20 protein-coding genes are annotated in these 19,790 nt (G+C 65.0%); 14 read left to right on the forward strand and 6 right to left on the reverse strand.

From position 1 onward, the window contains the following. Positions 1-149 precede the first annotated feature (149 nt). From C8C98_RS00530 to hemP, 6 genes are all read left to right on the forward strand, one after another. Positions 150-422 carry a bacterioferritin-associated ferredoxin gene (locus C8C98_RS00530; RefSeq protein WP_121452705.1) on the forward strand — a complete coding sequence of 91 codons (273 nt, stop codon included), beginning with the start codon at positions 150-152 and terminating at the stop codon, positions 420-422. 101 nt (positions 423-523) lie between these two features. Further along, entirely contained in the window at positions 524-1,216 is a 693-nt protein-coding gene (locus C8C98_RS00535; protein WP_099655988.1) for an energy transducer TonB, read from the forward strand. Positions 1,217-1,231: 15 nt separating this feature from the next. Continuing rightward, positions 1,232-1,951, forward strand: a complete 720-nt coding sequence (locus C8C98_RS00540; protein WP_121452706.1) for a MotA/TolQ/ExbB proton channel family protein — start codon at positions 1,232-1,234, stop codon at positions 1,949-1,951. Positions 1,952-1,954: 3 nt separating this feature from the next. Next, complete coding sequence (locus C8C98_RS00545; protein WP_099655990.1) at positions 1,955-2,365, forward strand: biopolymer transporter ExbD; 411 nt, start codon at positions 1,955-1,957, stop codon at positions 2,363-2,365. Positions 2,366-2,611: 246 nt separating this feature from the next. Next, the gene (locus C8C98_RS21715; RefSeq protein WP_158600120.1) at positions 2,612-2,752 is read left to right on the forward strand and encodes a hypothetical protein; all 141 of its coding nucleotides are present in this window, start codon (positions 2,612-2,614) and stop codon (positions 2,750-2,752) included. Between the two features lie 231 nt (positions 2,753-2,983). After that, the gene (hemP, locus tag C8C98_RS00555) at positions 2,984-3,154 is read left to right on the forward strand and encodes a hemin uptake protein HemP (RefSeq protein ID WP_370450432.1); all 171 of its coding nucleotides are present in this window, start codon (positions 2,984-2,986) and stop codon (positions 3,152-3,154) included. A 197-nt stretch (positions 3,155-3,351) separates the two neighbouring features. On the opposite strand, the gene C8C98_RS00560 is transcribed toward hemP, so the two are convergent. Next, on the reverse strand, positions 3,352-3,759 hold the full coding sequence (locus C8C98_RS00560) for a heme-binding protein (RefSeq protein ID WP_121452709.1): 408 nt from the start codon (positions 3,757-3,759) through the stop codon (positions 3,352-3,354). 486 nt (positions 3,760-4,245) lie between these two features. On the opposite strand from C8C98_RS00560, the gene C8C98_RS00570 reads away from it, so the two are divergent. Then, complete coding sequence (locus C8C98_RS00570; RefSeq protein WP_121452710.1) at positions 4,246-4,611, forward strand: hypothetical protein; 366 nt, start codon at positions 4,246-4,248, stop codon at positions 4,609-4,611. A gap of 143 nt (positions 4,612-4,754) precedes the next feature. Here C8C98_RS00570 and rlmD read toward each other — a convergent pair whose 3' ends face one another. The 3 genes from rlmD to C8C98_RS00585 all read right to left on the reverse strand — a co-directional run bounded on the left by rlmD (position 4,755) and on the right by C8C98_RS00585 (position 7,241). Beyond that, positions 4,755-6,227, reverse strand: coding sequence for a 23S rRNA (uracil(1939)-C(5))-methyltransferase RlmD (gene rlmD / locus C8C98_RS00575; protein WP_121452711.1), 1,473 nt, complete (start codon positions 6,225-6,227; stop codon positions 4,755-4,757). An 81-nt stretch (positions 6,228-6,308) separates the two neighbouring features. Continuing rightward, complete coding sequence (locus C8C98_RS00580) at positions 6,309-6,614, reverse strand: hypothetical protein (RefSeq protein WP_099655996.1); 306 nt, start codon at positions 6,612-6,614, stop codon at positions 6,309-6,311. A gap of 150 nt (positions 6,615-6,764) precedes the next feature. Then, on the reverse strand, positions 6,765-7,241 hold the full coding sequence (locus tag C8C98_RS00585) for an Lrp/AsnC ligand binding domain-containing protein (RefSeq protein WP_099655997.1): 477 nt from the start codon (positions 7,239-7,241) through the stop codon (positions 6,765-6,767). A gap of 139 nt (positions 7,242-7,380) precedes the next feature. On the opposite strand from C8C98_RS00585, the gene putA reads away from it, so the two are divergent. Beyond that, positions 7,381-11,127 (forward strand): trifunctional transcriptional regulator/proline dehydrogenase/L-glutamate gamma-semialdehyde dehydrogenase, encoded by a 3,747-nt coding sequence (putA, locus tag C8C98_RS00590; protein WP_121455934.1) that lies wholly within the window; start codon positions 7,381-7,383, stop codon positions 11,125-11,127. A gap of 99 nt (positions 11,128-11,226) precedes the next feature. Here the strand turns inward: putA and C8C98_RS00595 are convergent, their stop codons facing one another. Next, positions 11,227-12,300 carry a DUF6352 family protein gene (locus C8C98_RS00595; protein ID WP_233574406.1) on the reverse strand — a complete coding sequence of 358 codons (1,074 nt, stop codon included), beginning with the start codon at positions 12,298-12,300 and terminating at the stop codon, positions 11,227-11,229. Positions 12,301-12,405: 105 nt separating this feature from the next. Here C8C98_RS00595 and C8C98_RS00600 point away from each other — a divergent pair, with 105 nt between their 5' ends. Next, complete coding sequence (locus C8C98_RS00600; RefSeq protein WP_121452712.1) at positions 12,406-12,816, forward strand: hypothetical protein; 411 nt, start codon at positions 12,406-12,408, stop codon at positions 12,814-12,816. 101 nt (positions 12,817-12,917) lie between these two features. After that, positions 12,918-13,229 (forward strand): hypothetical protein, encoded by a 312-nt coding sequence (locus tag C8C98_RS00605; protein WP_121452713.1) that lies wholly within the window; start codon positions 12,918-12,920, stop codon positions 13,227-13,229. A gap of 951 nt (positions 13,230-14,180) precedes the next feature. Here C8C98_RS00605 and C8C98_RS21720 read toward each other — a convergent pair. After that, positions 14,181-14,411 carry a hypothetical protein gene (locus tag C8C98_RS21720; protein WP_121452715.1) on the reverse strand — a complete coding sequence of 77 codons (231 nt, stop codon included), beginning with the start codon at positions 14,409-14,411 and terminating at the stop codon, positions 14,181-14,183. Between the two features lie 64 nt (positions 14,412-14,475). Between C8C98_RS21720 and C8C98_RS00620 the strand changes: the two genes are divergently transcribed. From C8C98_RS00620 to C8C98_RS00635, 4 genes are all read left to right on the forward strand, one after another. Continuing rightward, positions 14,476-14,709 carry a helix-turn-helix domain-containing protein gene (locus C8C98_RS00620; protein ID WP_233574407.1) on the forward strand — a complete coding sequence of 78 codons (234 nt, stop codon included), beginning with the start codon at positions 14,476-14,478 and terminating at the stop codon, positions 14,707-14,709. Positions 14,710-14,988: 279 nt separating this feature from the next. Continuing rightward, positions 14,989-17,340 (forward strand): RND family transporter, encoded by a 2,352-nt coding sequence (locus C8C98_RS00625; protein WP_121452716.1) that lies wholly within the window; start codon positions 14,989-14,991, stop codon positions 17,338-17,340. A 40-nt stretch (positions 17,341-17,380) separates the two neighbouring features. After that, positions 17,381-18,610, forward strand: coding sequence for a hypothetical protein (locus C8C98_RS00630; RefSeq protein ID WP_121452717.1), 1,230 nt, complete (start codon positions 17,381-17,383; stop codon positions 18,608-18,610). A gap of 105 nt (positions 18,611-18,715) precedes the next feature. Beyond that, a complete protein-coding gene (locus tag C8C98_RS00635) occupies positions 18,716-19,735 on the forward strand; it encodes a helix-turn-helix transcriptional regulator (protein ID WP_147436314.1) in 1,020 nt (339 codons plus the stop codon). The last annotated feature ends 55 nt before the right edge of the window (positions 19,736-19,790 follow it).

A 19,790-nucleotide genomic window follows, 5' to 3' on the forward strand; every position in this document is an offset into this window, starting at 1 on the left:
CTGGGCAGCCATTGAACCGGCGCAAGACCCAGTTCCAAAGCGACTTGCGCACTGTCAACCACACGGGCGCAAGGGAATGCATTGCAAATGCGATGGATTCGTATTTATAATTCGATCATTACCAACAGCCAGCTACTGAGCTTGCCGCCATGATCGTCTGCGTATGCCGCCGAGTTTCGGACCGAGAAATTGCCCGCCACGCCCGGGCAGGTCTGAGCTTTGACGAAATCCAGTTCGAGCTGGGCGTTGCCACCCAATGCGGCCGCTGCGAAAGCTGCGCCCGCGACGTGGTGGCGCAATGCAGTGCAACCCATCCGATGGCTGCGGTGCACAATGAATCTGTGCCGCAGACGATCCAGCTTGCCAGCTCCATCACGGAAAGCAAGGCATGGACCTCCTCTCTACACTCGCAGGCAGCCTGATCCTGGTGGCGGGCTCCGCCTGGTGGATCTTTCGCAAATAAAATCAAAGGTCATTTAGGCCTCTAGCGCTTATTCTGTAAGCGCTAGCAGCTATCATTTTTATGTCGCAGCCTGATCGTTTTGCCCCTGCCGGGGGCTTGAGTCGCAACACCGTCATCGTCAGCAGCGTCGTGCTTTTTCACGTGGCTGCCATCTGGGCCCTGCAGTCGGGCTTGGTGCGCAAGGCGGCAGAGATCATTGTTCCTGCCGAACTGCTCAGCGAGTTCATCAACCCGCCGGCCCCCAAGGTAGCGCCGCCACCACCCAAGCCCGCGCCGACACCGCCTGCGCCCAAAACAGCCCCCAAAGTGCAAGCCCCCAAGCCAGCGCCCATGCCGCTGGCCATCAACGACCCCACCCCGGCGCCCAACGCGCCCACCGGGGCCACCACGCCGCAGCCCCCCGCGCCCCCCATCACCGAGCCCGTGGCCGCCGCACCTGCAGCCCCCCCGGCCCCCCCGGCCCCACCCAAGATTGAGCTGCCGTCGAGCGATGCGGCTTACCTCAACAACCCCAAGCCGAGCTACCCCGCCATCAGCAAGCGCATGGGTGAGCAAGGCAAGGTGGTGCTGCGTGTGCTGATCGGCACCGACGGCACACCGCAGAAGGTGGAAGTCAACAAGTCCAGCGGCTACGAACGCCTGGACCGCCAGGCCCAGGAGGCCGTGATGCGCTGGCGCTTTGTGCCCGGTAAACGCAACGGTGTTCCCGAAACCATGTGGAACCTGGTCCCCGTCAATTTTGTTCTCGAATAATCATCAGGAGTTTTCATGGAATCGCAATTCGGTATCGCCAATGTCTGGATTCAAGGCGACTTTGTTACCCGTGCCGTGGCCATTCTGCTGCTGGGCATGTCCCTGGCCTCGTGGATCGTCATCCTGATCAAGGCCATCGACATCATCAAGTTCAAGAAGCACGCCCGCGCTGCGCAAGACTTCTGGCACAGCGAAGACTTTGCCGCCGGCATGAACAAGCTGGGTGCTGACCCCACCAACCCCTTCCGCCACTTGGCCCTGGAAGGCCGCGAAGCCACCGCCCACCACCGCAACACCAAGGCGCACCTGCACGATGCGCTGGACGTGAGCGACTGGGTCACGCGCTGCCTGCGCAACACCATTGACGAATTCACCGCCCGCCTGCAGTCGGGCCTGGCCATCCTGGCCTCGGTGGGCTCCACCGCTCCGTTCATCGGCTTGTTTGGCACGGTGTGGGGCATCTATCACGCGCTGCTGGCCATTGGCACGTCGGGCCAGTCCACCATCGACAAAGTGGCCGGCCCCATCGGTGAAGCGCTGATCATGACCGCCCTGGGCTTGGCCGTGGCCATCCCTGCGGTGCTGGGCTACAACGCCCTGGTGCGCGGCAACAAGTCCATTCTGGGCGGCCTCAACAGCTTTGCCCATGACCTGCACGCCTACTTCGTCACCGGTGCCCGCGTGAACGCCGGTGGCGAACAAGGCAAGGTGCTGCCCATGAAGAAAGGCGGCTAAGCCATGTCGTTTGGAACCCAGGACAGCTCCGATGAGGTGATGAACGAGATCAACATGACGCCTCTCGTGGACGTGATGTTGGTGCTGCTCATCATCTTCATCATCACCGTGCCGGTGATGAAACACTCGGTCAATGTCGATCTGCCACGGGCCACCAACCAGCCCGAGGACGTGAAGCCCGAAACCGTGCGCCTGAGCGTGTCGTCCGAAGGCAAGTACTACTGGAACGAGTCGGAAGTGACGGAAGAGGAACTCTTCCCCCGCCTGCAAACCGAAGCCGCCAAGGAGCCGCAGCCCGACCTGCACATCCGTGGCGACAAGGCCGTGCGCTACGAGAAGGTGGCCACCGCCATGGCGGCCGCCCAACGTGCTGGCGTGCGCAAGATCGGGTTTGTGACGGACCCGCAGCAGTAACCCAGCAGGCGCTGTGGACCGCTCCACACCCCCAGGCTCCGCAAGGAGCCCCTCTCAAAGCCCCGGGCCTTGTGCACGGGGCTTTTTGCGTTGGGAGGCCTGTGGCCGCAGGTGCGGCCTTGGTCCAGGGCACGGCATACCCCGCCGCCAGAATACGCACACACCCGATGCCACAGCCTTGCCACCGTGGGCGGGCCAGGCACAAACGCTCAGGAGACGCTGATAAAACTCCACCCCGCCATCCACATGGTCTGCGCTGCCATCTGCCTGGGCCTGCTGTTCGCCGGGCAAGGCAGGTTGGCGGGCGTTCTGTACGTGGTGTTTCTAGCGATCGAGATTTTTGTCTCCGCCGTCACTGGCAAGCAAGGCAACGATACCGAGCGGTGACTGGCGCCTTGCCCGACGATGGACTGCCACGAACCGTGGCGCTCTGGCGGCAAGCAGCCACCCAAACATCGCCTTGTCACACCTCGGCACAGAAATATCTGAAATATTTTCAGAAATCGCTTGCCAAGTAATTGCGAATCGTTATCATTAGCACATCGATCAGCATCACACCGCTTCAGGAACACAGACATGCAAGCCACATTGACCACCGCCTCGTTCTTGCGCTCTTCCATGGCCTCGGCCAACGCCACTGCCGTGCCATCGGCCGCCTCGGAAGGCCCGGCGCTGGCGGTGGACAGCAGCACCCTGCTGCAGGGGCAAAAAGCCGTGGCAATCAGCCACAACGGCTCCTTGTACCGCCTGCAGGCCACCAAACTGGGCAAGTTGATCCTGACCAAATGAGTTTCATCGTGGGGCGACTCCCGGGCTCATCAGCAGTCCGAAAGGGTCGTTTTTGCCAGCCAACGGTTTATCCCGCGTAGCCAGGCTTTTTTTCCCCGCGACATCGTTTCCCCCATCAAAAAAACCGGTCAGTGACCGGTTTTTTTGTGCCCGCCTGGTTTACGGCGGGCGGTGCGCTCCAGCGCCCAAGGGCACCCTTACAGGCCCAGGGCGGCAATGCCAGCGCGGGCAATCTGCGCGTCTTCCGTCGACTTCACGCCGCTCACACCCACAGCACCCAGGCACTGCCCGTCCTTGAGGATCGGCACGCCACCCTCGAGCATGCCTTCCAGAGTGGGAGCACTCAGGAACGAAGTGCGGCCACCGTTGATGACGTCTTCATACCCCTTGCTCTCACGGCGGCCCAGGGCGGACGTGCGGGCTTTGGCGGGGGCGATGTGCGAGGACACCGCAGCGGCGCCATCCAAGCGCTGCAACCACAGCAGGTGGCCGCCATCGTCCACGATGGCGATGGTGACGGCCCATTGGTTCTTCAGCGCTTCGGCTTCAGCGGCTGCGGCAATGCATTTGATGTCTGCCAGTTCGAGTTCGTGTTTGGTCTTCATGAAAGTGTTACCGGTTTGGAAGAAAAAAGTCGTTGGATGGCAGGGCAAGCCAGCCATGCGGGCAAAAAGCACGCCAAGCATAGCGGCCTGCAGGGCACAAGGCCACGGGCCGCTGGCTTGTGCCTCCGGCGCGCCATGGCTTTGCCGCGCTTTGTTGACATCGAGCACCCGGCAGGCCTGAGAACCTGTTTACGGCCTTTTAGGGGATCGTGTTGGAGTGCAATCGGGATGAGTGGATGCCTCGGTTGCGCCGCATGGGCTCGTGCCCATGCAAGCAGCTGGGGCGTCCAATCGCCCGATTTCACTCCAACCCTTCGGGCAAGTGCCTTGCCGGGCAGTCTGCGTTGTTGCAACGCTTGCCAATAGCACGGGCTATTGGCTGCGCGCTGCGCCTAGCAGCCCATCCCGGCAAGGCACTTGCGCGACCCCGAAAAGATCGTAAACAGGTTCTCAATAAGTGCGTGCCGATGCCGATAATGGAGGTACATGCGATCCAGACACCCCCACCCTGCCCTGCTCAAAGCGTTTGCCGTTTCTGCGGTGCTGCTGCTGGCTGGCTGCGAGATTCCAGGCATCTGGCCCGACCCGCGCATTGCCCAGCGCGAGGAGGAATCCAAAGCCATTGGCGGCGCCTGCCGCCATGCCCTGCGCGGGCTGGAAGACTGCTACACCCTGAACCCCAAGGCCTCCAAGGCATCGGTGTTTGCAGGCTGGAAGGAGATGGACGCCTACATGCGCGAGAACAAGCTCGAAGGCAGCCCATCGGTCATCGAAAAGACCGACAAACCGGAAAAGAAGGCAGCCTCCGCGTCTGCATCTACCGACAGCAAAAGCGCCAGCGCAAAGCACTGACGGCGCGGCCGGTGCGGGCAAGCCCCGCATTTAAAGCCCCAACCCAAACAGCCTATAAGAGACGCCCCCAGCCCAGCGCGTGGGCATGTGGCTTGGTGGTTGGAGGGCAGGACCAGAGCGACGAAAGCGCTGGCCCTGAACCGTCAGGCGCGCTCAAACACCGCCATGCTCTCGACGTGCGCGGTGTGCGGGAACATGTTGACCATGCCCGCCGCCACGCAGCGGTAGCCTGCCAAGTGCACCAGCAAACCGGCATCACGCGCCAAGGTGGCGGGGTTGCAGCTCACGTACACAATGCGCTTCGGAGGGGTCCAGTGCTCCGCCCCCTCGGGCAAGGGGGGCACATCTTCGGCACCTTGGCGGGCCTGCTCGATGTCTGCCAGGGCCTTGGCCAGCGCAAAGGCGCCTTCGCGTGGGGGGTCCACCAGCCATTTGTCGGCGACTCCGTCGGCGATCAGCATGGCAGGCGTCATTTCAAACAGGTTGCGCGCTACGAAATCAGTAGCTGCCAGCGCTTGCTTCTCTTGCCTTAGAGCCTGATTTGACTTGTAGTTTTCACGCGAGCGGGCCACCAGCGCCTCGCTGCCTTCAATGCCCAGCACCTCGCGCCCCTGGGTGGCCAATGGCAGCGTGAAGTTGCCCAAGCCACAGAACCAGTCGATCACACGTTCGTGCTTTTGCACATCCAGCAGGCGCAGGGCACGCGACACCAGCACGCGGTTGATGTGCGGATTCACCTGCGTGAAGTCGGTGGGCTTGAACGGCATGGTGATGCCAAAGTCGGGCAGCGCATACGAAAGTGGCTCGCTGTCTTCGTCCAGCAGCTTGACGGTGTCAGGCCCCTTGGCTTGCAGCCACCACTGCACTTGGTGCTGGGCCGCAAAGGCGCGCAAGCGGGCGATGTCTTCGGCAGACAAAGGCTCCAGGTGGCGCAGCACCAGGGCCGTGACGTGGTCGCCACAGGCCAGCTCAATCTGCGGGCAGGTGTCCCGCGCATCCATGTCGGCAATCAGGCCGCGCAAGGGCATGAGCATGGCGCTGACATGGGGCGGCAGCACGGGGCAGACTTCCATGTCGGCCACGTAGCGGCTCTTGCGCTCATGGAAGCCCACCAGCACCGTGCCCTTTTTGATGACATGGCGCACGGCCAGGCGAGCGCGGTAGCGGTAGCCCCAGGCGGGGCCCTCGATGGGGCGCAGGATGGTTTCGGCCTTCACCTTGCCCAGGTGCCAGAGGTTGTCCTCCAGCGCCCGCTGCTTGACGGCCACCTGGGCACGCGTGTCCAGGTGCTGCATCTTGCAGCCGCCGCAGGAGCCGCCGTGCAGGCCAAAATGCGGGCAGCCTGGGCGCACGCGCTGCGAGGACTCGCGGTGGATGTCCGTCAGGCTGGCCTGTTCCCAGTTGTTCTTTTTGCGGTGGGTGTTGGCACTGACCCACTCAAACGGCAGGGCGCCATCAATGAAGACGACCTTGCCATCGGGCTTGCGGGCAACACCCTGGGCGTCCAGGTCCATGGACTGCACCGCAAGCCAGCCCTCGGGAAGATCCGGAAGGTCTGGCAGGTTTGCGGTGTCTTGAATTTCTGGTGGGGAGTGTGGTTCTGTCTGTTCGCTCATCCCCCGATTGTCTCAGGCTCGGGACCCCTGGGCCGCCCGATGGGTGGCCAGCCGGTGTTTGAGGGCTGGCCTGAGAGGGGTTTAGCCCCGGTCAGCGCGCCGTGCGCGGGGGGCTGCGCTGGCTGCCGAAGGCTTGGTGCGGCTGGGCAGCTTGTTGATGACGACTTCGCAGCCTTGTGTGTCCAGGGTGAATACCATCTTGCCGCCCGGCGCCACCGAAGACAGCGTTTGGTGCAGCGGGAAGGACAGGTCCACCGGGGCTTCGTACGAGCGGTAGATCAGCTCGGAATCTGCGGCATAGATGTAATAGCAGGCGGCCGATGCAGCGGGGCTGAACAACGTGGCGGCCAATGCTGCGGCAGCGGCTGCGTAAGGCAATGCGGGCATCTTCTTCTCCTCGGTATAGACTGAAATTGGTTGCATTATGCGGCGCCACCCCCTCGCAGCCCAAGCGCAAACGTTGCATCCGCAGCCACTGCCAGCCGCTCGAAACAGTTGGATACAGCTGCTTGCCACACCTCAGGCAGTCACCCACCGTCAAATGTGCAGGTGCAAATGGTTGGTGTGCTTGACCTCCTCCATCACCGCATAGGTGCGTGTCTCGCGCACGCCGGGCAGCTGCCACAGCACATTGCCCGCAAACACACGGTAGGCGTTCATGTCGGCCGAGCGGGTTTTCAGCAGGTAATCAAACCCGCCCGCCACCATGTGGCATTCCATGATCTCGGGGTGCACCTGCACGGCGGCTTTGAACTGGTCGAACACATTGGGCGTGGTGCGGTCCAGCAGCACCTCCACAAATACCAACATGCCAGCACCCAGTTTCAGGGGGTTCAGGCGCGCCTCGTAGCCCAGGATGAAGCCATCGCGCGTGAGACGCTGCACCCGCGCCAGCACGGCCGTGGGCGACAGGGCCACCGCCTCGGCCAGCTTGAGGTTGGCAATGCGGCCGTCTTCCTGCAGGATTGACAGTATCTTGCGGTCAATCCGGTCCAGATCGGGTTCTGTTTGCATGTCGATTAGAGTTTTATTCGGCTTCAATGCCAATTTTCGACCATTTATTCATCGCCAACCCAAGGATCATCGCCAATAACGCGCCCAACCAACACTTCCCACCGTGTTGGGCCCCGCCAAATCCCTGAAAGACACCGCCATGACGCAGCCCTCCGCCCCGTTTGCCGACTTCGCTCCCCGCACACCGCTGAACAACCCGCTGCGCGCAGCCATCACCGCCGCCACCCGCCGCCCCGAGCCCGAGGCCCTGGCCCCGCTGCTGGCCCAGGCCCGCCTGCCTGCCGATCAAGCAGCGTCCGCCGAGCAACTGGCGCTGCGCATTGCCAAGGCGCTGCGCGAACGCAAGGCCAGCGCCGGGCGTGCGGGCATCGTGCAGGGGCTGCTTCAGGAGTTTTCGCTGTCGTCGCAAGAAGGCGTGGCGCTGATGTGCCTGGCCGAGGCCCTGCTGCGCATCCCCGACAAGGCCACACGCGACGCGCTGATCCGCGACAAGATCAGCCACGGCCAGTGGGATGCCCACCTGGGCAAGAGCCCGTCGCTCTTCGTCAACGCCGCCACCTGGGGCCTGCTTATCACCGGCAAGCTGGTGGCCACGCATAGCGAAGGTAGCTTGGGCAACTCGCTCAGCCGCCTGATCGGCAAGGGCGGCGAGCCCCTGATCCGCAAGGGCGTGGACATGGCGATGCGCATGATGGGCGAGCAGTTTGTGACCGGCGAAACCATCGACGAAGCGCTGCGCAACGCCAGCACGATGGAAGCTGAGGGCTTTCGGTATTCGTACGACATGCTGGGCGAAGCCGCGCTGACCAGCGAAGACGCCAAGCACTACTACGCCTCGTATGAGCAAGCCATCCACGCCATTGGCAAGGCCTCTGCCGGTCGCGGCATCTACGAAGGGCCGGGTATCTCTATCAAACTCTCGGCCCTGCACCCGCGCTACAGCCGTGCACAGTTTGGCCGCGTGATGGACGAGCTGTACCCGCAGGTAGCGCGCCTCACGGCCCTGGCCAAGCAGTACGACATTGGCCTGAACATCGACGCCGAAGAAACCGACCGGCTGGAGCTGTCGCTGGACCTGCTGGAGCGCCTGTGCCACGAACCCACCCTGGCGGGCTGGAACGGCATTGGTTTTGTGATCCAGGCCTACCAAAAACGCTGCCCCTTCGTCATCGACTACGTGGTCGACCTGGCCCGCCGCACCCAGCGGCGCCTGATGGTGCGCCTGGTCAAGGGCGCGTACTGGGACAGCGAAATCAAGCGCGCCCAGGTCGATGGCCTGGAGGACTACCCCGTCTACACCCGCAAGGTGCACACCGACATTTCGTACATCGCCTGCTCCAAGAAACTGCTAGCCGCGCCCGAGGCCGTGTACCCCCAGTTCGCCACCCACAACGCCGAAACGGTGGGCACCATCTACCAACTGGCGGGCAGCAACTACTACGCCGGGCAGTACGAGTTCCAGTGCCTGCACGGCATGGGCGAGCCGCTGTATGAGCAGGTGGTGGGTTCCATCACGGCGGGCAAGCTCGGCCGCCCCTGCCGCATCTACGCCCCCGTGGGCACGCACGAAACGCTGCTGGCCTACCTGGTGCGCCGCCTGCTCGAAAACGGCGCCAACACATCCTTCGTGAACCGCATTGCCGACGAAACGATTGCACTGGACGAGCTAGTGAAGAGCCCCGTGCAAGTGGTGGACCAGCAAGCTGCGGCAGAAGGCACTGCGGGCTTGCCCCACCCCCGCATTGCCACGCCCCAGAGCCTGTATGGCGGGCACCGCACCAACTCGCGCGGGCTGGATCTGTCGAACGAAAACACGCTGGTCGAACTGACCGCCGCCCTACAAGCCACGGCGGCCCATGCCTGGACGGCAGCGCCCCTGCTGGCCGCTGACGTGCCCTCAGGTCCCATCCAACCCGTGCGCAACCCCGCCGATCACGGCGATGTTGTGGGCCAGGTTCAAGAAGCCACCACCGCCGACGTAGACCAAGCCCTGGCCCACGCCCAGGCCGCTGCAGCCCCCTGGGCTGCCACGCCGCCCGCTGAGCGCGCAGCGGCACTGCTGCGCACCGCCGACCTGCTGGAAGAGCGCATGCAGCCCCTGCTGGGCCTGTTGATGCGTGAAGCGGGCAAGAGCGCCAGCAACGCTGTGGCCGAGGTGCGCGAGGCCGTGGACTTTCTGCGCTACTACGCTGCCCAGGTGCAAAACACCTTCGACAACACCACCCACATCCCGCTAGGCCCGGTGGCCTGCATCAGCCCCTGGAACTTCCCGCTCGCCATCTTCATGGGCCAGGTGGCGGCTGCACTGGCCGCAGGCAACCCCGTGCTGGCCAAGCCGGCAGAGCAAACCCCGCTGATCGCCACCGAAGCCGTGCGCCTGCTGTGGCAGGCCGGTGTGCCCCGTGCCGTCGTGCAACTGCTGCCCGGCCAGGGCGAGACCGTGGGCGCCCGCCTGATTGGCGATGCCCGCGTGATGGGCGTGATGTTCACCGGCTCTACCGAGGTGGCGCGCATCCTGCAGCGCACGGTGGCCGGGCGGCTCGACGCTGCAGGCCGCCCCATCCCGCTGATTGCCGAAACCGGTGGGCAAAACGCGATGATCGTGGACTCGTCCGCCTTGGTCGAACAGGTGGTGGGCGATGCCGTGTCGTCGGCCTTTGACAGCGCAGGCCAGCGCTGCTCCGCCCTGCGCGTACTGTGTGTGCAGGAAGAAGCCGCCGACCGCGTGGTCGAGATGCTGCAAGGTGCCATGGGCGAGCTGCGTGTGGGCAACCCCGGAGCGTTGAGCGTGGATGTGGGCCCGGTGATCGATGCCGAAGCCCAAGCGGGTATCAGCCAACACATCGACACGTTCAAGGCCAAGCGCCACCGCGTGTTCCAGCACCCGCAGCACCTTACGGCCACGACCAGCCAGGGCACCTTTGTGTCCCCCACGCTGATCGAGCTGAACCACATCGGCGAGTTGCAACGCGAAGTTTTCGGCCCCGTCTTGCACCTGGTACGTTACGCACGCCACGATCTGGATCGCCTGCTCGACCAGATCAACGCCACCGGCTACGGCCTGACGCAAGGCGTGCACACCCGCATCGACGAAACCATTGCCCGCGTGGTGAAACGCGCCCATGCGGGCAACGTGTACGTGAACCGCAACATGGTGGGCGCCGTGGTGGGCGTGCAGCCGTTTGGCGGCGAAGGCCTGTCGGGCACGGGCCCCAAGGCGGGTGGACCGCTGTACCTGCTGCGCCTGCTGTCGCAGCGCCCGGCAGATGCACTGGCCCGCACCTTTGCAGAGGCCGACCGCACCAGCCCCCCCGACACAGAGCGGCGCGATCGACAACTGGTACCCCTGGCCACCTTGCAACAATGGGCGCACAACCAGGGCAACCTGGCCCTGGCGGGCCACTGCCAGCGTTTTGCGCAAGAGACCCAAAGCGGCACCGCCCGCACCCTGCCCGGCCCCACGGGCGAGCGCAATGTCTACACCCTGGCGCCCCGTGCCCGTGTGCTTTGCCTGGCACCCAGCGCTGACGACCTGCTGGTACAAACGGCCGCCGTCCTCGCCAGCGGTGGCACCGCCCTTTGGCCCAACGCGCAGGCCAGCCTGCATGCCCAACTGCCCACGCAGGTGCAGGCCCAGGTCACGCTGCATAACAACGCCCTGGGCAACGCCGCCGTCGCGCTGGACGCCGTGCTGCACCACGGCGATGCCTCGGCCTTGCAGGCCGTGTGCACCGCCCTCGCACAGCGCCCCGGTCCCATCGTGGGCGTGACGGCACTGCAGCCTGGTGCCTCGGACATCCCGCTGGAACGCCTGCTCATCGAACGGGCCCTGAGCGTGAACACGGCCGCCGCCGGGGGCAATGCAAGCCTGATGACGATTGGCTGAGGGTTCCGCATCGGGCCCCCACCCGGCAACTGAAATATGAATCAAATCAGCCGCCAGCGCTTACAAATAAAGCGCTGAAAGCTATTGATTCAATAGCACTCAAGACGCGGATGCCAATGGCAGATTGAGCAACAGGTTCTGCGGTTTGATGCGGACCACGCCCTCAGCGTTGGTGGCGAGCCCCAGGTACACCGGCTTGCCCGCCACGTCAGCGCGCATCTCGGCGGGGTTGGCAAAGGTCAGCGTGAAAAGGCTCACCAGGCGCTGCATGCGCTCGGCCTCTACCGGGCGGTCCTGGTACAGGTCGTTGAGGATGGCGGTGGACTCCACGTCCAGCCCCACATGCCAGCGCCAGGCGCTGTCGGTGACCTGGTGCACAGGCTCAATCAACACCTGCACGCCCAGCAGGTGGGCCACCCAGCGCTCCAGCACGCGCGCCAGCGCCTTCAGGCCCGATCGGGCGCGGGTCATCTTGAAGGTCAGGCCGTGGCTCAGGTCCTGCGTCAGCTCATGGGTCAGGTCGAGCAGGAAGTGGTGGCGCTCGCTCGCCTGCCAGTAATCCACGGCGTTGTCGGCAGCCAGCACCTGCGCCTGCGCCGTGGGCTGCAAGGCCCCGCTTTGCCGCAGCAGGCGCCCCACCTCGCCCAAACCGGCCGTCTCGTTCAGCATGTCGAGCGTGGCGCGATCACCTGCCAGCATCTGGCCTTCGTACTGCGTGATGCGCTGGGGGCGAAACAGCATCTCGGCGGCGCGGGCCTCCAGGGCGTCGTTGCAGTCGGCCAGCAGGTGGCGCAGCAGCGCCTGCACCACCGCGTCGACAAACACCGCAGGCACATCCACCACCCCGCTGCGCATCAGTTGCAGGTAGTACGCCTGCAGCGTGCCCGCCGCCAGCAAGCCATCGCGAAAACGCAGAAACACGGCATAGTTCTCGCGCGCGTCACCGTCCTGCACGGCGGCCAGCTCGGCCGCCGCCACGGGCTTGAGCGGTGCAGCCTGCAGGCCCTCGTGCAGGGCCACTTCTGCGGCGCAAGACTCGGGCACCAAGGCCAGCTCAGGTCGCGCGAGAAACGTGCGTACATAGGCCTGCGTGGGCACCAACCAGCCGCGCGCATTCTGCTGCAGGTGGGTGTACCCACTGCGGGGCCAAAAGTCATGGAGGTGTGGCGTCACGGCGAAGGTTCCTGAAAATCAAAACGCCCAAGGCTACACCGGGCTCCCCGTGCTTTCCCGCACAGGCCTGCGTTTTTGCGACGTCAGCGGCACAATGGACGCACGATGAACGCGCTGCCCACCACGCTCCCCATCCGCACCGAATGCCCGCCCGGCGCCTGCGTGTGCGACCGCGATGCCCTGCTGCAAAACCCGCAGGGCGACACCCGCGTGCTGCTGCTGACCCGCGAAGAAGAAAAGCGCCTGCTGCAGCGGCTAGAGCAACTGAGCAGCCTGGCCGACCTGCGCCGCATGCAAGAGCGCATGCACCAGCAACTGGGCATCCGCATCACCATCACCCCCAGCCCCAACGAAGTGCGCACCCTGCGCGGCATCACCATCCTGGTCCACGAACAACCCGGCCTGTGCCGCAAAACCCGCCAGGCCATTCCAGCAGCCATCAAGCAAAGCCTGGAGCGGCGGCCAGAGATCAGCTATGAGTTGCTGGATGAAGGGGGGTTGTTTGGTGGGCAGTAGGTCATCGCCCGTTGACGCGCCCAGAGCGACCAGGAGGACACCTTAAGACTGGAACTTACACACTCCTCGATAAAATTACCGCTGACAACAAGGGATATGACATGGGAGAACTACTGAACTCGGATCGTCTCGCCAAGGACTACGGTAAGTGGCGCGGTGTATGGGTCGGCGGCTGCGCAGCGTTTCTGGCACTCACTGCGGCAGCAGCCATGAAACTGGTGGAATTGGCGACCAAATCGTCACTGCAAATCGGGAATCCATTGGCACTTACACCAGGGGCATATTGGTTTGCGGGGAGCCTGATGGCTGTCGCGGTGCCTCTGTGGGTGTGGGCCTTGGTGCTGATCTACAAAGACCAAGTACATGAGGACTACAAAGAAGCGGCAACACGGTACATGCGAGCGGAGCAGTAACCACCACAGCCTCCCCTGAATGCGACTGGGACGCAAAGCAATGGTTAAAGCAACGGCACATACGTTTCTTGGTTGTGCCCCGACACAGATCTACTTTGCAGGCGCTGCTCGCACGAACCGGACTACAGGGTCATCCGAGCGGATCACTCATATATCCACCGCTGTTGCGCGCAAGCAACTGACACTCTCACGTGCCGACGGCCATCAGGCTATGCGTAGGCCTGCCCGGAACCAAGCACCCCTGTCCCCAAGACCTTGTCCTGCAAATGGGAAAAAGCCCGCGGCAAAGCGGGCTCACAAGGGCTTCCGTGCTGAATAGCACTCAGCATTTTTGAGTGATCACTCCCACTCCATCATCAACAGGTCACCTAAACCCGCGTGGTTAAAGGGATTGGCTGTGATCAACATAGGGCGTTACCGTCACTTTTACCGTCAGAAGCGCGCATCTTTTGCTGGCGCGGGAGATGGAGCGATTTGCGGGGCGGCGACTCTGACAACACCATCATCAATCAATTCACATCATACCGAACAGGGGTCAAAACTTCAGCTTTTGCGGCAGCGCAATCCAACTTGCAGGAACGGCCGTCATCGACACACTACGCAATGCGGCGCCGAACCCAGTCGGAACCTTCTTCAGCGGAAGACATGACTCGGCACGTAAAGTCGCGCTCGATGGCCAGGTTTCGCTGCCTCAACAGTGCGTGCGTGGGTCTATCTGTCAGGAGTACGTCACAGTAGCCCAGCGCCGCTTCTGCATAGTGAAAATCGAACATGCCGTTGGCGTTCAACTTCTGCGTGCGATTCCAGCGTAATGCCGCATGCAACAGAGCACCGACCTGCAAAGTACGCAAGCCCCGCCGACCGGCGGGCCTCCGGAAAGCCGCCCGCAGCTGGCCGAAACACTGCCTGGTGATCTCTTCCCACTCTTGTGCTGAGGGCTGGGCAGCAGGATCAAGAGCCTTCTTGGCCAGAGGCCATATCGTGCGGCACGTCGGCGGCGATCGGGGCTGCGAGTTCCAGCACGCCATTGATCTCGTCCTGGGACACCTGCGCGAAGCTCTTTATTGAGAGCGCATGCACCGCGTTATCTCGGTTCGACCGGTTGGGATTTCGCCGAACGGCGAAGCGCGCGTCCAGGCGCTCCCGATGGTCCCCACCATCGTCGAAAGATAAAACTCCCACAGGTGTAGAAGAACGCCTTCTGGATCACGAGTTGCTCATCTTTCGGGAAGGTCATGGCCACCGGATGCTGAACACCCAGGATGTGCGTGCCCGATGCGCTGCACGGCGCCTCAACCTGCGCTGCACCGGCCACCCCACCGGCGAGCCCGCCGCACAGGCGCTGGAGCAGTTGCTGGCCCAATGCCAGGGTAACGTCTCCGAGGCCGCCTGCCAGCTCGGCATCAGCCACTCCACCATCCAACGCCGCATCCAGCAGCTGCAGCTCGGCGTGCGGCATGCGCAATGGCGCGGGCCATAGGACGGGTGTCACTCCCGACCCCATGTAATGAAGGCCCAGGTCGCGCGATGGCGCGGCCTTCGACCTGCTGCGCCCAGCCAGGATGGCGGGCAAGACGCCCCGGGATAGCTGAACACCCGGGCAAGGGCCAGGGCACCACGCGCAGTTCCTGATCCTGTCTGATCCGGCGCGCACATTTCGGCACCCATTCGAGAACGATTCGCAGTTAACTTCACAAATCGACTGCCTCGCGCCGTCGGCAGCATGCGCCGGCAGACCATTCCCCCTCCCGAGACCCCTATGTATTCACCGCAATCCCGGCCCAGTTGGCACACCAGGTGGGCCCAGCACATCGTCAGCGGACGCTATGTCGTCTTCGCCATCGTCGCCCTCATCACCGTCATCCTGGGCCTACAGCTCCAGCACCTGCGCTTCGAGGAAAGCGAATCGTCCTACTTCGCGCCGGACGACGCGCGGCTGCTGGCGGTCAAGCGCTTCGAGCGCACCTTCGGCAACGATGACAGCGTGGTGGTGCTGGTGGAGGACAAGAATGTCTTCTCGACCGCGCTGCTGGGCCGCGTCAAGGCCCTGGCCACTGCGCTGGAGAGGGACACGCCCTATGTGCGCGAGGTCTCCTGGCTGGGCTCGGCCGAAGTCATAAGCGCGCAAGCGGACACGCTGCATGTGGGAGCGCTGTTCAAGGACATCCCCTCCTCGCCCGCCGACCTGGCCAGGCTGCGCGAGCGCGCGCTCGGCGACCCGGCCCTGGCGGGGCGCTTCGTGTCCGATGACGGCACGCTGACGGCCATTGTCGTGGAGCTCAAGGCCTATCCGGGCGACCGCGAGCTACAGCGCAAGGAGGTCGGCCCGGCCATCGCCGCCATCGTCGCGGGCTTTCCCGATCTCAGGGTGCACCTCATCGGCGGGCCCGTCATGGCCCAGGCCTTCGACCAGCTGGTGGGCGAGGAGATCGCCCGCTTCGGACTGATCGGCCTGGTGCTGTTCGGCGTCATGCTGCTGGTGCTGCTGCGCAGCCTCAAGGCGGCGGTGATTCCGCTGGTGGTCATGGCACTGTCCGTGGTGTGGACCTTCGCGCTGGCGGCCGTGTTCGGCTGGCCGATGACGGGGCTGGCCGCCATGCTGCCGACGCTGCTGGTCAGCATCGGCATCTGCGATAGCGTCCACGTCATCGCCGACTACCAGCAGGAACTGGAGGACGGAACCGCGCATCCGCAGGCCGTGGTGCGCTCGCTGGAGCGGGTCGCCGTGCCCATCATGCTGACCACGCTGACCAATGTGGCTGCCTTCATTGCCTTTGGCGGCGCCCCGCTCAAGCCGATCAACCAGCTTGGCGTGTTGGCGGCCGTGGGCATCGTGATGGCGGCGGGCTTGTCGCTGGTGCTGGCGCCCGCCTTGCTAGCCAGCGGCCGGGCGCTGCGCCAGGCGCGGCCCGCGCATAAGCCTGAGGGTCAACGCGAAGGCCGGCTGGACCGCATGCTGCAGAACGCCGTCGGTTTCGCCATGGCCCGGCCGCGTTCGGTGGCCCTGGCCTTCCTTGCCGCCACGGTGCTGGCCATCGGTGCCGCGCACCGGGTCGAGCCGCAGACCAAGACCGTCGAGAGCTTCCCGCGCGGCGCGCCGCTGCGCCTGTCCTATGAACTGATGGATCAGCGCATGAAGGGCGCGATGGCGGTGGAGCTGGTGCTCACCGCCCCCCAACCCGATGGCGTGCGCGAACTCGACTTCCTGCGCCGCATGGCGGCCCTGCAGACGCGCATACAAACCCATCCGATGGTCACCGAGACACGCTCGCTGGCCGATGTCGTGGCCCGCACCAATCAGGCGCTGCATGGCGATGACCCGGCCTGGAACCGGCTGCCGGCAGCCGCAGAGCAGGCGGCGCAGTACCTGTTTCTCTACGAAACCAGCGGCGGCAAGTCGCTGGAGCGCCTGATGTCGTTCGACGGCTCGCAGGCCCGCATCACCGTGCGCACCCGCAGCCTGGACTCGCGCGATCTGCGCGAGCTGGAGGCCTTCATCGACCGCGAGGCCGCCGCCACACTGGCGCCGGACACGCGTCTGGCAGCGGCCGGCAACTTCGCGCTGGTGGTGGCGCTGTGCGATCTGATCGTGCGGGGCGAGATGCTGAGCTTCGGCCTCGCGCTGGCGGCCGTCGCGCTGCTGCTGCTTGCGATCCTGCGTTCGGTGCGGCTGAGCCTGATCGCGCTGGTGCCCAATGTGCTTCCCGTGGTTTTCGCCTTTGGGCTGATGGGCCTACTTGGCATCCCGCTGCACCTGCCGCTGATGATGCTGGCGCCGGTGGTTATCGGCGTGGCGGTGGACGACAACGTGCATTTCTTCGCCCACTTCAGGCGCCACCTGGGCGAGCTGGGCAACCAGGCGGCCGCGCTGCGCGCCACCGTGCGCCACATCGGCCGCGCGCTGCTGTTCAACTCCTCGGTGCTATTCATGGGCTTCGGCGCCTTCGTGTTCTCGCAGAGCACGGACTTGTCGGAGTTCGGCCTGGTCGCGGCCTTCGCCTTCCTGTGCGCGCTGATCTCCGATCTGCTGCTGGTGCCGGCCTTGCTGACGCTGTTTCCGCCGCGCGTGCCGGTGGCACAGATTCCGCCGCATGCGCAGGCCCAGTCGTAGCTCGCTGCCCGGCACGGGCAGCCGGGCATGGCGCAGCGCAATGGGTGGCGCATTGGGTGGCGCCTGCCTCGCACTAGCCTGCTCAGGCGCAGCGGCCTCCGGCAGCGCCCCCGGCACCGACGGCAGCACCGGCCCGTGGTCGGTCTCGGGCCACCTGATGTCGCAGCTGCGCGCACGCCTGGACGACGGCCATGCCATGAGCGCTACGCAGCGGGCCTGGATCGAAACCCAGTGGCAGTCGGGCCCCGTGTCCCTGCTGGCCTCGGGCTATGTGGACTGGGACCCGCTGGCCAGCTACCGCTCCTCCACCGTGCGCACGCGGCTGCACGAGCTGACACTGGGCACCTATGCCGGCGACTGGCGCATCGACGCTGGCAGGCGGCGGCTGCGCTGGGGCGCGGCGGACGGGCGCAGCGTGCTCGACCTGATCAACCCGGTGGACCTGTCGGACCCGTTCGTGGGCGGCATGCGCAACACCACGCGGCTGCCCTCCTGGATGGCGACGGTCGAGCGCGAGGCCCTGGGCGGGCGGCTGCAAATGGTGTGGGTGCCGCGCGCCGGCGTCGGCCGCCTGCCGGAATCGGGCAGCCCCTGGGAGCCTTCGGTGCTGCGCCAGCAGCGCGAGGCAGCAGGCGCCGCGCCCACGCGCGTCGAAACACCGGCCCGGCCCGAATACGGCCTGCGCTGGATCCGCTACGGCAACGGCTTCGACATCGAGATGCTGGCCTACCAGGGCCATGCGCGCGAGCCCTTATCGCTGGGCGACGGCCGCTTCGCCGCCCCGGCGGTACGCACCTTCGGCATGGCCGTGCAAGGCGTGCTTGGCGGCAACGGCCTGCGCGGCGAAATGGCCTGGGAGCCCCATGCATCGCTGCTGCAGGCCGCCACCGGCGCCCTGGGCCGCTCGCCGCGTCTGCGCGCCGTGCTGGGCTGGGACCGCCAGTTCGACGACGGCCCCTACGCCAACCTGCAGGCCTATTTCGACCACCAGGCGGCCTCGCCCCTGAGCCGTGGCCGCAGCCAGCGGCGCCACGGCCTGACCTACCTGGTGCGCGACCGCTTCATGGACTCCAGCCTGGAGATCGGCGCGCGCGGCGTGCTGCAGACCAGCGACCGCAGCGGCTCGGCCGAGCTGTACGCCCAATGGGAAGTGGACGATCAGTGGCGCCTGGATGCCGGTGTCATGCGCCTGTGGGGCCGCCCCACCAGCGAATACGGCCTGTGGCGAGGGCAGTCCTCGTTTCGCATCTCCGCACGCAGATCGTTCTAGCCATGGACCTGCGCCACAACCCCTTTTCCGCACGCGAAAAGCTTGACAACTTCATGCCAATATATCTTAATGAGAACCATTATCACTCCATAAAATTAGGCAGCTTTGACAATCAGGCTTTCCATCGCGGATCTGTTCGGGTTGCCACCGGAGCAGGCGCGCTTCGACACCACCGAAGTCGCCGCACCGGCCAGCGGCCAGGTCTGGCAGCTTCCACCCGAACATGGCCAAGGCCGCGTTTTCATCGCTCCCCTGCTCGGCGATGCCAGCCTGGCATTGATGGAGTCCACCTTCCACCAGGACACCGTGATCTACGCCGACGTGGTGGCCCAGCCGAACCTGAGCTTCACCGTCTGCCTGGAGGGCAGCCTGGTCAACGACACAGCGGGCAGCCAGCCCGTGCGCATTGCCCGCCAGGAGACGCTGTTCGCACGCTACCCGGCCACGACCTCGCATGCCGACAGCCATGTGAGCTCCCATTTCAAGGGCGGCGAGCGCGGCTGCTTCCTCACCATCCACCTGAGCCAAAAATGGCTGGAATCGGCCGAGGACGCCTTCGTGCTCGACCTGCTTGGCAATGCCTTGCTGCATGGCGTGCACCACTGCGGGCTGGGCTCCCAATGGATGCTGGCGGTGGCGCACGAGGTCGTGCAGTGCACGCACCAGCCGCACATCCAGTGGCATTACCTGTCGGCCAAGGTGCTGGAGCTGTGGTCGCACCAGCTGGAGCTGCTGCGCAAGCTGTCGCTGCCGCGCAACGTGGTGCCGCGCATGAAAGCGGCGGACCTGGCCTGCATCCACAAGGCCGCCCAGATCCTGGTCAGCGAGATGTGCAACCCGCCGACCCTGATCGAGCTGGCCTGGCGCGTGGGCATCAACGACAACAAGCTCAAGTCGGGCTTTCGCACGGTCTATGGCACCTCGGCCTTCAGCTTCCTGCAAAAGCAGCGCCTGCAGCGCGCGCGCCAGCTGATCAGCGAAGACGGCGTCGGCGTGATGCAGGCCGCGCAGATGGTGGGCTTTCGCAGCCCCAGCCATTTCTCGGCAATCTTCAAGGAGGCCTTCGGCGTGTCGCCCAGCGGCCTGGCCCTGGCCCCGGACACAGCCTCGCCGCCGCCCTCCTAGGCGCGCACGTGCACAGCGGCGGCCTCCCATCCACCCCTACGGAGCAGCCGACCCC

The organism is Acidovorax sp. 106 (genome assembly GCF_003663825.1).
Lineage (GTDB): Bacteria > Pseudomonadota > Gammaproteobacteria > Burkholderiales > Burkholderiaceae_C > Acidovorax.